Genomic DNA, 12,119 nt, shown 5'->3' with positions numbered 1-12,119 from the left:
GTACTAGCTGTTTTAGCTTTGTTTCAGTCTATAAGCAAGGTATGCCTCTCCAAACCAACCTATTCTACGAAGTCTTTCTCGTCGATGATGACGAAGAAGATGGCTATCTGTTACTAAATGCATTCCAATCGTATTCCGATCAGATCAATCTGCGCCAGTTTACTGATAGCGCCAGCCTACTCGCTTCGTTAGAAACAGCGCAGACTTTGCCTAGTCTATTACTTCTGGATATGCATATGCCCGGCATGAATGGCCTTGAGGTCCTGAGTTGGCTCAATCAGCATCAGTGGTACACTCGTATTCCTGTGGTGATCTGGTCGGGCTGGCTAGCCGAGGAGGAGACAAATCAATGTTATGAAGCCGGGGCCAGTTCTGTCATTCTAAAATCGACGGATTATGCTAGTTTACGGCGAACGATCACAAGTTTGTGTGACTATTGGTTTGGAGCAGTTCAGTTACCTAGCTCCGTCAGATCGTCCGGGCACTAAAGCCGTATGAATTGCTCACAGAAGCTGAGTCTGGAAAAGATGTACCCCCTTAGCTAAAAGCAACTAGTATACAAAAAGGGCTCCTTCACGTCTGAGGCTTTATCAGGCTTGTTCCGCTAATAAATCCTTGATCAATCGTAATGTCTTAAGGCTAGATTCATTGCCATTTTTGGCTCCGCGCATGGCCAGATTTATGCAGTTTCGGAGGGTTTTGGAGTTAGTCCAATGGGACGATTGCGATGTTGTTTGGGGTAGTTGTTGAGACCCGTAGAAATCAAGAAGTTCGCTGATGTCGCTCATAGTCGGTACTATAAATTTAAAAACTCATAGATTAAAACAGTAGCCTGGCTTCTAAACGGTAGGTGACGGTTACCACAAAAGCCCCTTCCTCACGGTCGGGGCTTTGTGCATAGGTTAGTACTCTTATGGCTTAGACTATTGGCTCCTATTTCTTAGATAACAGAAGTCTGATATGGTCACAAAAAAATGTTAACTATATGAGATCCAGCACTTGCGCATGATGTGCTAACAGATGAGTAATGAGGCAAGATGTAGTCATGAACATAGTGAAAGTAAATCATAGTTTATCATTGATCTAAAGGAGTAAACAACAGATTTACAGTTTTTTAGCTACCTCAAAATTCATGACAATTTTTCGCTCATTCATGCCATAAAATCGCAAGTTGGCAAGGTTTTGGCATTGTTTTCATGTATGAAAACTATACCCATGAGCGCTCCAAAAAACATCTATCTACTGAAAGAATATATCAAAACGTTGATCGCAACGGAGATAGTCTTTCCCGGTATTCTGCCCCGGCAGTGGGGTACGGCGTTTAGCCAGTCAGAACTAAACGCAATTTACTTTGGGCTAAAATTTGTCGTCAAAAAAGCTCATCCGCTTCGGGATATCAACATGATCAGTGCCTTTGAGTGGGTCGAAGAGTCGGAGCCACTAGGGCTGCACTGGTTCTTGAGCGACTACTGGCGCGAACTGGTATCCATTTTAAGACTCTACCCCGATTGGGCAGATAGCTATCTGACCAGCATGAATTAACTACGAATTTACTCCTGTGGATCAAGAGCAAAACGCAGTTTTGATAGGCTGACGTTTTGCTCTTGATCCGCACTATTCCTACATATGAGTAGGGATAACAGGTAGTACGATTTCCCCACTTATTGTTTGGTATAAACCTGAATTAGTTTGGTTCGGGTACTGATGCCTACTGCCACATACGTAGGCCTGGCCTGTAGCACATACCTCCCCGACCCCAGTAGCGCTTTGAACCGCTTAACCCAAGCCTCCACATCTTCGGGTTTGTAGTATTTCGTATTCCCAAATGCACTAATCGGATATAGTCGAAAAGCTTTCCGAAGCTGTTCAAAGGCAAGCGGTGTGATATTGTATTTCAGGCAGATCAACTGCTTGCTTAGGCACCCGGATGTCGATTTAGTTTTTGGCAGTTGATTAAACCGAGGTTTAAACCGAGCAAGGGCCTCCTGCTCCAGTCGATCCAGGTCGCTTGCTTCGCATGTATGAAAGCGAACCCGAACGAAGTTTATGCCCGCAACTCTATGCTCTAGTAGTCGGGACTGGAGATTTACCGTTTGTCCTATATAGACAATTTCGTGCGCGGCATCCATCAAATAATAGATACAGGGATGGGGCGTTACCAGCGCTACACTATCCAGAATCTGGCCTAAATCAAGGCACTTTTGAGGTGTTTTTTCGGTGATTTTCATGTATTAAATATAATACAAACAATACTTATATACAACAAAAAATACATATATTTTTTATCTTTGTTTTATGGCTGGAAGACGAGAAAAAAAGAGCAGTATTCAGGGAAAATGGCTCAAAGAAGCCTTAGCCGCACAAGACATGTCGGTCTACAGACTAGCAAAAGAATTGGGATATAGTAGGGAAAAATTTTACCGGCATATAGGCAATAAAACCTATTTGAGCAGTGAGTCACTGGCCGAAATAGCGGGCAAATTCCCGACTATGAATATGCGCTATGTACTTACAGGAGAAGGAGCTCCAATGATGGGGAAGTGAGTGAAGTAGTAAGTTATAAAGTAGTAAGTGGCTGTGGTATTAACAGGACTGACTCCGGCCACTTACTACTTTATAACTTACTACTCATTGCTTACAATTCAAACGTAATGCCCTGAGCCAAAGGCATGGTGGTACCGTAGTTGATCGTGTTGGTTTGGCGACGCATGTAGGCTTTCCAGGCGTCAGAGCCCGACTCCCGGCCACCACCGGTTTCTTTTTCGCCCCCAAATGCCCCGCCAATTTCAGCGCCTGATGTCCCAATGTTTACATTGGCAATCCCGCAATCAGATCCAGCCATCGACAGAAACCGTTCGGCTTCGCGCAGATTCAGGGTGAAAATAGCCGATGATAAGCCCTGTGGTACGCCATTCTGCTGAGAAATAGCGTCCTCTAACGTCGTGTATTTAAGCAGGTAAAGAATAGGGGCAAAGGTTTCTCGTTGCACAACTGGCCAGCTGTTTTTAGCTTCGGCAATACACGGGCGAACGTAACAGCCTGACTCAAAACCTAATCCGTCAATCACCCCTGGCTCAACCACAAATCGCCCACCTAATTCCCGTATCTCGTTAACGGTTACTAGATAACCATTGACTGCCTGCTGATCAATCACAGGTCCTACATGAAATGACTCATCGAGCGGATTGCCGATACGAAGTTGAGCATACGCTTTTTTAAGTCGGTTTTTCACATCGTCATAAATACTTTCCTGCACAATGATCCGGCGTGTTGTTGTGCAGCGTTGGCCAGCTGTACCTACCGCCCCAAACACGATGGCAGGAATCGCTAAATCCAGATCGGCGTGTTCCGAAACAATAATGGCATTGTTACCACCCAATTCGAGCAGGCTCTTGCCCAATCGACCAGCTACTGCTTCGGCTACAGCTTTACCCATACGTGTACTTCCCGTAGCCGACACCAACGCCACACGCGGGTCACGAGCCAGCCACTCACCGGCATCGTGCCCACCCGTAACCAGACACGACACCCCTTCGGGTACGTCGTTGTTACGCAGAACTTCGCCAATGATTTGCTGGCAGGCCAATGCCGTTAAGGGTGTTTTTTCGGATGGCTTCCAGATGCAAACATCCCCACAAACCCAGGCGATCATCGCATTCCAGGACCAAACCGCCACGGGAAAATTAAAAGCAGAAATAACTCCAACAATTCCCAGAGGGTGCCATTGTTCCAGCATTCGATGGGCAGGCCGTTCGGAGTGCATCGACAAGCCATAGAGCTGGCGCGATTGCCCAACGGCAAAATCGCAGATGTCAATAATTTCCTGCACTTCGCCTAAGCCTTCTTGAAGTGATTTGCCCATTTCGTAGCTCACCAGCGTGCCTAGTTCGCGTTTGTAGCGCCGAAACTGCTCCCCCATCTGCCGAACAATTTCACCCCGGCGCGGAGCCGGAACCAACCGCCATTCGGCAAAGGCTGTTTGCGCTGTTTCAACAACACGGTCATAATCGGCGCGGGTCGATACATGAACGCGGGCAATCAATTGCCCATCGGCTGGCGAATAAGAAGCAAGAGGTTGATGACTACTGGTTGTTTCGGTGGGCCAGAAGTTCTGCCCTGTGCTGGTACCCGGCTTAATGGGTTGAGTTGGCAGCGGAAGAATAGACTGCATAGATCCGTTTGTGGTTTGCTGAGACGCGGGCAAATCTACCCGCCTTTACCCAAACAATGTATATCAAACGGCAAACTTTTTACCGTCACGTCGGTTAAAACTGAACACTCAATTAATCGTACATACGATACAACGTTATGAAAATCAATCCATCTGTTGGCCTGTTTGCGTTGGGAATCGCGCTGGCCATTACCACCAGTTGGGCACAAACAACTCCCACCGGAACGGTTTCATCAACGACCTATCCACAAGGAGCCATTGCCCCCGACTCAATATCGTCAAAAGCCGCAGCACGCAACCAAAAACGAGCGATAAAGCAGTCACGACGAATGATGAATCAAAACGCCAGGGCTGGCAACAATAGCACAACCAACACCTCGCCCCAGGATGCCCGTTATCGGCAAAGTTCGACCAGCGATGGCACCACGATGAATAATAGTAATCTAACGAATTACAATACGAATAATGCGACCAATGCACCGACGGGTGTGGGCAGCAATCCGAACACACCAGGAACTACACCGAGTCAGTCCACTGGCCAGCAAACGACGAACACTGCTAATTCGAACGCTGGGGTTGAGGAAGCTATAAAGGGGGCTAAAATGACCGAAACGCCTGCTGTAAAAGCGGGAAGCACGGTTCGTAATACAAGCATTGGCGATTTTATGGCCTCATCGCCTAATTACAGTACACTTCAAAATACCCTTCAGTCGTCTGATCTCTTCGATATGTTTAAAGGCACTGGACCCTATACCCTATTTGCACCTACGAACAACGCGTTCAAAAAGTTACCTCCTGCCATACAGGCTGGTTTACTGGATGGCACCAATCGGGAAGCGGTAAAACAGTTGTTATCTTATCATGTCTTAACTGGTTCGTTAACGAGAGAAGATCTGATCCAGCAAATTAAAGCAGGCAATGGAAAAGCGAATCTTAAGACTGTTTCAGGAGGTACGCTTACGGCTTCACTTGATGCCGACGGGCAGATTTTCCTGACCGATGAGCAAGGCGGTACGGCCCATCTTGATCGTACTAATTATGGTCAGTCCAATGGAGTCGTTTATGGCCTGGACAACGTGCTTATGCCCAAAAGTGGCGTATCAGCTTTTCGATAAAAAAAGTGCTAAACGAGAACATAATTGCATTTACAAAGCATAAATACGTTATAGTTGTATAAAAATCGGTGCAAAGCATTTTGCACCGATTTTAGCGTATGATTTAATTTACTCACCAAAGACTATTTTTCGAATTTAATCCATGATCGTTGACGTATACCTGTCCGTTCATTTTTTAAAATTCTCTCTATATTTGACCAACTTAATACCTTCTGCGTGAAACGCCAGTCCTCTTTAGTGTCAGAAAGTGTTCTGATCGAAAAGCTTATCCAGCGCGATCAGCAGGCTTTTCAGTGGCTCTACGATCAGTATTCACCGGCTCTGTATGGTGTTGTGTTGCGCATCGTGCGCGATGATGAACAGGCCGCCGATCTCCTACAGGACATTTTTGTTAAAATCTGGAAAAATTTAGATGGATACGATTCCAGCAAGGGACGTTTGTTTACCTGGATGTTGAATGTTGCCCGCAATTCGGCTATCGATTCGTTGCGTGCCCGTAAAACTCAACCCTCCAATGCAATCCGAACTGATGAGGAGAACGTACATATTGTTGATCGGCAGCATAATACGGAACAACCGAATCCTGAGCATATCGGAATTAAGGATATAGTGGATCAGTTAAGACCTGAGCGCAAACAACTTATTGACCTGGTGTACTTCGGAGGGTACACTCACGAAGAAGCCGCCGAAAAATTAAATCTGCCCCTTGGAACGGTAAAAACCCGGGTAAGGGCTGCCTTACAGGAACTGAAACAACTATTTAAATAGTGAATGTAATTTATGAACGTCACGGAATACATAGCGTCTGGTATCTTAGAGTCTTACGTCATGGGCGCGGTGAGCGACCAGGAGCGACGCGAGGTCGAGTGCCTTTCGTCTATTTATCCTGATATAAAGCAAGAACTTGATCAGTTATCAGAAGCGCTTGAAAACTATGCCTTACTGCACAGCGTTGAACCACCTGCTTCTGTAAAAGACAAACTGCTCCAGCAACTTGATTTTGAGAAGCCCCAGGAAAAAGAACCAATTATTCGACCAATGCCGGTCGATATGACTACAAGCGATGCCACTACAGGATTAGCGTTTCGGACTACATGGGTGGTAGCGGCATCAATGGGCTTATTGTTATTGCTATTTTCCTTCTTTCTGTTATCGCAATTACGAACAAATCAGAAAACGCTGGCCGCAACCCGAACGACCAATGAAACGTTACAGTCGGAGATGCGTCAGCTACGCGATAATCAAAGCCAGGCCAATCAGGCATTGGCCATGTTGCGTCAGCCTGGTTTGCGAACGATAGAATTACAGGGCAATGAGAAAGCTCCGCAAGGCAATATGCTTGTTTTCTGGAATACACGCACTCATCAGGTAGCAGTCGATGTTCGCTCATTACCCGCCTTGCCTGCTGACAAACAGTATCAGCTTTGGTCGATGGTTGATGGTAAGCCAGTTGATGCAGGTGTTTTTGAAGCAACCAACGGAAATGCGTTAGTACAACGCCTGAATCGTTCCATCAGTCGGGCAGATGCCTTTGCGGTAACGATTGAAAACCGCGGAGGAAGCCCCACACCTACTATCACTACGCTACTTGCTCTGGCAACGGTCAATGCCTAAACGAGCTTCTTTATTTTCTTATTTTATACCGCAAGTGTAACTCTAGTTGGGAAGACTCGCCATTACTTATTGGCATTTGCCTCTGCGAAGGTGCGCCAGGTAAATACAGCGTAATGTGTCTCGTTGTAGCTTATAGGTTCCTCACATTGTTATTCTGAGGGTATTTGCCAAGTATCGACAGAGAGATTTATCACGAATTTATAACAAATCATCCTCCTGCCAGACATTTAAAACTTATAGGATAGTATTAGTTGTTTAACTAGTACGCAGTGTTGTCTCGTGAACAATCCAATAGATTAAAGACTGATAATCAACCCCTTTTAACTCATAAACCAATGAAAAATATCCTGCTCTTTTTATTACCTGCCTGTTTACTAACAAGCGTTGCATTCAAAAATTCTCGTTCATCTGATCGAGTACTGGATGATACTCCTCCTAAAAAGGTTGTGAAAACGAATGCAGAATGGAAGAAAATTCTGACTCCCGATCAGTATGCGGTATTGCGTGAACATGGTACCGAACGGGCTTTCACCAGTCCGCTAAATGACATTCACGACCACGGCACGTTTTATTGCGCTGGTTGCCACAACCCATTGTTCTCATCTGATACGAAGTTTAATTCGGGTACAGGCTGGCCAAGTTTTTATGCGCCTATCTCGAAAACCGCCGTGCAAGAAGACACCGACAAATCGTATGGCATGGTTCGCACAGAAGTTTTGTGCAACGTTTGTGGAGGTCATTTAGGCCACGTTTTCAATGATGGCCCTAAACCTACCGGACTTCGATATTGTATGAATGGAGTGGCCATGACATTTGAGAAAAAATAGTACTTCAATTAGTCTATTTACGGATTCGTCTACCGTTCATCGGCCAATTGTACCGTTTATATCGACCGTAAAATCTTATTTCCTAATAACTAGCCGGGCTGCACACACAGCCCGGTTTTTGTATATCACATCGGCCAAAAATACGTTATCTTTGACACCCCGTCCGGTCTGACCCGGCTAGGGTCAATTTTCTTCCGTTTAGGAAGCTACCTGTCGTGAGACGGTTACTTGTATCGCTAAGTAGAGTATTCTTAGAAAAAAAAGCATGAGTCAATATAGGGAGCGATTCCGCGCTGTTCGGCACGCTTTTGGAGCATTTCGCCAACGGATTCGACAACGCCAGATGATGGGCAATGTCAAACGCGGAGTAGGCCGACAAATCGCAAAAATCGCTGGTGAAGATCGTGTCAACTCGTGGGTGGCCGCCTACCGCGGCTATCGAGATCGCCTTCGCTCGTTTGTTCATCAGTATATCGATCCTGATTCCTGGTATTATCCCTATCTTAAAAATGGTATTAAGGGGTTTCTCTGGGCATTTTTGGCGCTGGGTATCTACGTCTTCATCCTTAACTATAACTTCCTTTACTTAACAGGCGCTATGCCCAGTGTAGAGGAGTTAAAAAATCCGAAACTCAATCAGGCATCGGAAATTTACTCACAGGATGGCGTGATGATTGGGAAGTTTTATGCCGAAAACCGGACGCCGATTAAGTACGAAAATATTCCAAAACAGCTCATCAATGCGTTGGTTGCGACTGAAGACGTGCGTTTTTACGATCACGGCGGAATAGATCCCCGTGCTATTGGGCGGGCAGTGATTACATTTGGACGTGATGGAGGTGGTTCGACTATCACGCAACAATTAGCCAAAAACCTGTTCAAAACGCGCCGAAAAACCAATACCGGGCTGCTAACCCGCATTCCATTTATCCGGAAAGTTATTTATAAGTCCAAAGAATGGTTGATGGCTCTTAAGCTAGAACGAAATTTTACAAAAGACGAAATCATCACGTATTATTTCAATACGGTGGATTTTGGCAGCAATGCCTTTGGTCTGAAAACAGCCGCCCGAACGTTTTTCAATAAAGCTCCCGACAGCCTGAACGTACAGGAAGGTGCAGTACTGGTAGGCTTACAAAAAGCGACAACGAGCTATAATCCTCTCAAAAACCCAGATCGCTCCCGCGAACGCCGAAATGTGGTACTTGGTCAAATGGCCAAGTATAAATACCTCACCAAAAACCAGGCAGATTCGATCAGCGCTTTGCCCTTAGTAACCGATTTCACTCCCGAGAACCCTTATTCTGGCCCTGCCAGTTACCTTAAGAACGCGGTTCAGGATTATGTAAAAAAGTGGGGTGAGGAAAACGGATACGATCTTAATACAGACGGATTGCGAATCATTACTACCATTGACTCGCGCATGCAGCGATACGCCGAGGATGCGACGGACGAGAAAATGAAGCAGTTGCAACACACATTCGATAATCATTGGCGCGACCGTAAACCCTGGACAGATGAAGACGGCAAAGAGATACCAGCGTTTATCGACTCAGTAGCCCGACGCACCGAACGGTATAAAACCCTGAGTCGGCGTTTTCTGCCGCTTTACCCGGACTCAATTACGTACTACATGAAGAACGTGAAGTACAAGATGCGCGTGTTTAGCTGGAATAATAAACGTCATTATGATTCTACCCAAATGACCCCCTATGATTCCATTGCCTATTACAAGCATTTTCTGCAGTCGGGAATGGTAGCTATGGACCCTCGCACAGGCTACATCAGGGCCTGGGTGGGTGGTTTAGACTACGACTATTTTAAATACGATCACGTAAAGCAGGGTAAACGTCAGCCAGGTTCTACCTTTAAGCCATTCGTTTATACGACAGCTATTGACGACACGCTTAGCAACCTCAGTCCCTGCGACCGCATTCAGGATAAGCCTTTCCGTAAAGAATACCGCGAAAATGGGGAGGATAAGATCTGGGAACCCCGCAACTCAACTGGCTTTTACTCCTATTCGAACATGACTCTGCGCCGGGCAATGGCGCGTTCGGTAAACTCCATTACGGCGCAATTAACGGACCAGGTTGGCCCCGAACGCGTAGCAGCATATGCACACCGAATGGGTATTAAGAGTCAATTACAAGCCGTACCTTCCATTGGCCTGGGATCGTCGGATGTGTCGCTGTACGAATTGGTAGGTGCCTATTGCACGTTCGTCAACGATGGAGAATCGACTGAGCCTATTATTGTTCAGCGGATCGAAGATCGGGACGGGAATGTAATCGAAACCTTTACCAGTCAACACAAACGGGCCATTAGTACAGAAACTGCTTTCCTGATGCGCTATATGCTTCAGGGAGGTTTGCAGGAATCGGGCGGCACATCGCAAAATTTATGGTCATTTGATTTGTTCAAGAACCACAATGAAATGGGTGGCAAAACCGGTACGACATCGAACAACTCCGATGGGTGGTTTGTTGGCGTTTCCAATAATTTGGTCGTTGGCGCCTGGGTAGGCGGAGACGACCGAAGTATCCACTTTCGATCAACCGATTTGGGCGAAGGAGCAAAAACCGCACTGCCTTTAGTCGGACGTTTTTTGGAGAAAGTCTATGCCGATCCGAAGTTTAAAAACCTACAGGGACCGTTTCCAAAGTCAGATGGAAGTATTACGAAGAATTACTTAAACTGCGGTCCTTCAGACGATGAAGAAACAACGGACGAGTCTGATTCAACCGATGTTTCTGGTGAATTTGGTGACTCAACGCTTGTGCCTGTGGCCCCGACACCTGATGTAACCACTCCGCCCGATACAACAGGCGGTCAACGGTAAGGTTGCAAAAAAATTGATCCGTTAAACTTCTCATACCGTTTTTGAGTTTCTCTCAATACGATATGAGAAACTTTTGGCCAATAATTTGCAGGGGAATTATCCACACTACATCGTTATGAAACGCTTTGCCCGAATCCTTAGCTGGACCTTACTAACGCTATTCGTCTTGGCGGCTGGTACAGTTGTGGTTGCCTGGTTTGTTGATTCCCGACAGACAAATGAAGAATTAACCGAAGAATTTGAAGGACAGCGCATTCGCCCAACAGTTCATTCGTATCATGTTGGTAAACAAGGCTTTCCAGGAGAACCCCGAACCATCCGCTTCATCGAAACGCCTGCTCTTGCTGGTGATTCAGCTTTGCCCGTTGTCCTGTTTGTACATGGAGCCCCCAGTTCATTATCGTTTTTCAAAGAATTTTTTAAGGATACAATGCTGCTTAACCGAGCTCAGTTAGTCGCTGTAGATCGGCCAGGTTACGGATATTCAGATTTTGGGCGGGTTGAAACATCAATCATTCGGCAGGCAGAGTTGTTACAGCCGCTCATTGACCGGTATCGGAATGCACCCTACTTAATGATTGTTGGCTCATCGTACGGTGGGTCTGTATCGGCGCGATTAGCGATGAATAACCCTGACCGAGTCGATCATGTCGTCTTTGTTTCATCGGCACTGGGGCCAGGTCTCGAGCGAACTTATCCCATCAGTTATTTTGCCGACAGCCCACTTATTCATTGGGGTGTGCCTCCACTACTTCGGCTGGCAAATGACGAAAAATTAGCGCACCGGAAGGCATTGGAAGCTATTTTGCCCGATTGGCCCAAAATTCGAGCGAACATCACCATGCTGCATGGGCAGCGGGATGAATTGGTATATCCGACAAATGTGTCGTTTGCTCAGCATCATTTAGTCAACGTACAGGTAAAACAGTTTTTACTCCCCGAGAATCGCCATGATATCGTGTTTAACAAACGCGAGTACATGACTCAAATCATCCTTGATATTTTGAACCGACGTGAAGTGAAAGAAACGGGGAAAGTAAAGGCAATGGCGGTGAAGTTAAAAGTGGACGAGACAACCCGGCTCTAATCGAATTGCTGTAGTGGGTATTTACTCGTGCCAGTTTTCCGGCTTTTTTTAAGCTGTTATCTCAAGCTGATTACCTTCCGGGTCTAGTATAACGCTTTCATAATAGCCATCACCCGTTCGGCGGGGTTCACCTGCAATTGTATAACCATCAGTTCGAAATCGTTCGGTAAGCTCATCGACGGCATTTTCACTACCTACCGAGAAAGCGAAATGAGTCAAGCCCATATATTGAGTAAGACCGTCGGTTGAATACGCTTCTATTCCCGGCATCTGCATAATCTCCAGGCGCGGACCATTGTCGGGGAATGTCAGGAAATAGGACGAAAAACCTTTTCTGGGGTTGATGTATTTATCATTGGCCGTAGCGCCAAAATACGTTTCATAGAAGAGTCGCATCTTTTCCAGATCGCGAACCCAAATGGCAAGGTGTTCGATATACATAGTGCAAAGATTGCGCTTCTAC

At 46.2% G+C, this 12,119-nt stretch carries 13 protein-coding genes; 9 read left to right on the top strand and 4 right to left on the bottom strand.

The genetic code is table 11. The annotated features are described in order from the left end of the window. The first annotated feature begins 41 nt into the window (after window positions 1-41). On the top strand, window positions 42-488 hold the full coding sequence (locus GO755_RS02350; RefSeq protein WP_157582957.1) for a response regulator: 447 nt from the start codon (window positions 42-44) through the stop codon (window positions 486-488). Between the two features lie 102 nt (window positions 489-590). Here the strand turns inward: GO755_RS02350 and GO755_RS02345 are convergent, their stop codons facing one another. Continuing rightward, a complete protein-coding gene (locus tag GO755_RS02345; RefSeq protein ID WP_157582956.1) occupies window positions 591-788 on the bottom strand; it encodes a hypothetical protein in 198 nt (65 codons plus the stop codon). Between the two features lie 427 nt (window positions 789-1,215). Here GO755_RS02345 and GO755_RS02340 point away from each other — a divergent pair, with 427 nt between their 5' ends. After that, window positions 1,216-1,542: a hypothetical protein gene (locus tag GO755_RS02340; RefSeq protein ID WP_157582955.1), complete on the top strand. Its 327-nt coding sequence runs from the start codon at window positions 1,216-1,218 to the stop codon at window positions 1,540-1,542. A 119-nt stretch (window positions 1,543-1,661) separates the two neighbouring features. On the opposite strand, the gene GO755_RS02335 is transcribed toward GO755_RS02340, so the two are convergent. Then, window positions 1,662-2,228 (bottom strand): GIY-YIG nuclease family protein, encoded by a 567-nt coding sequence (locus tag GO755_RS02335; protein ID WP_157582954.1) that lies wholly within the window; start codon window positions 2,226-2,228, stop codon window positions 1,662-1,664. Between the two features lie 67 nt (window positions 2,229-2,295). On the opposite strand from GO755_RS02335, the gene GO755_RS02330 reads away from it, so the two are divergent. Then, window positions 2,296-2,544 carry a helix-turn-helix domain-containing protein gene (locus tag GO755_RS02330; protein WP_157582953.1) on the top strand — a complete coding sequence of 83 codons (249 nt, stop codon included), beginning with the start codon at window positions 2,296-2,298 and terminating at the stop codon, window positions 2,542-2,544. Window positions 2,545-2,635: 91 nt separating this feature from the next. On the opposite strand, the gene amaB is transcribed toward GO755_RS02330, so the two are convergent. Further along, complete coding sequence (amaB, locus tag GO755_RS02325; RefSeq protein ID WP_157582952.1) at window positions 2,636-4,171, bottom strand: L-piperidine-6-carboxylate dehydrogenase; 1,536 nt, start codon at window positions 4,169-4,171, stop codon at window positions 2,636-2,638. Between the two features lie 137 nt (window positions 4,172-4,308). Here amaB and GO755_RS02320 point away from each other — a divergent pair, with 137 nt between their 5' ends. The 6 genes from GO755_RS02320 to GO755_RS02295 all read left to right on the top strand — a co-directional run bounded on the left by GO755_RS02320 (window position 4,309) and on the right by GO755_RS02295 (window position 11,656). Then, window positions 4,309-5,286: a fasciclin domain-containing protein gene (locus tag GO755_RS02320; RefSeq protein WP_157582951.1), complete on the top strand. Its 978-nt coding sequence runs from the start codon at window positions 4,309-4,311 to the stop codon at window positions 5,284-5,286. Between the two features lie 216 nt (window positions 5,287-5,502). Then, on the top strand, window positions 5,503-6,054 hold the full coding sequence (locus GO755_RS02315) for a sigma-70 family RNA polymerase sigma factor (protein ID WP_317165776.1): 552 nt from the start codon (window positions 5,503-5,505) through the stop codon (window positions 6,052-6,054). 12 nt (window positions 6,055-6,066) lie between these two features. Then, window positions 6,067-6,900 carry an anti-sigma factor gene (locus GO755_RS02310; RefSeq protein ID WP_157582950.1) on the top strand — a complete coding sequence of 278 codons (834 nt, stop codon included), beginning with the start codon at window positions 6,067-6,069 and terminating at the stop codon, window positions 6,898-6,900. Window positions 6,901-7,235: 335 nt separating this feature from the next. Then, complete coding sequence (gene msrB, locus GO755_RS02305) at window positions 7,236-7,727, top strand: peptide-methionine (R)-S-oxide reductase MsrB (protein WP_157582949.1); 492 nt, start codon at window positions 7,236-7,238, stop codon at window positions 7,725-7,727. Window positions 7,728-7,992: 265 nt separating this feature from the next. Beyond that, window positions 7,993-10,569, top strand: a complete 2,577-nt coding sequence (locus GO755_RS02300; protein ID WP_157582948.1) for a penicillin-binding protein 1A — start codon at window positions 7,993-7,995, stop codon at window positions 10,567-10,569. 115 nt (window positions 10,570-10,684) lie between these two features. Further along, window positions 10,685-11,656 (top strand): alpha/beta fold hydrolase, encoded by a 972-nt coding sequence (locus GO755_RS02295; RefSeq protein ID WP_157582947.1) that lies wholly within the window; start codon window positions 10,685-10,687, stop codon window positions 11,654-11,656. A 48-nt stretch (window positions 11,657-11,704) separates the two neighbouring features. On the opposite strand, the gene GO755_RS02290 is transcribed toward GO755_RS02295, so the two are convergent. Further along, window positions 11,705-12,097 carry a VOC family protein gene (locus GO755_RS02290; protein ID WP_157582946.1) on the bottom strand — a complete coding sequence of 131 codons (393 nt, stop codon included), beginning with the start codon at window positions 12,095-12,097 and terminating at the stop codon, window positions 11,705-11,707. Window positions 12,098-12,119: the final 22 nt, after the last annotated feature.

It is taken from the genome of Spirosoma arboris (assembly GCF_009754945.1).
GTDB classification, from domain to species: Bacteria; Bacteroidota; Bacteroidia; order Cytophagales; family Spirosomataceae; genus Spirosoma; species Spirosoma arboris.
Note: the sequence above shows the minus strand (reverse complement) of the source record. Positions and strands in the feature narration are given on the sequence as shown.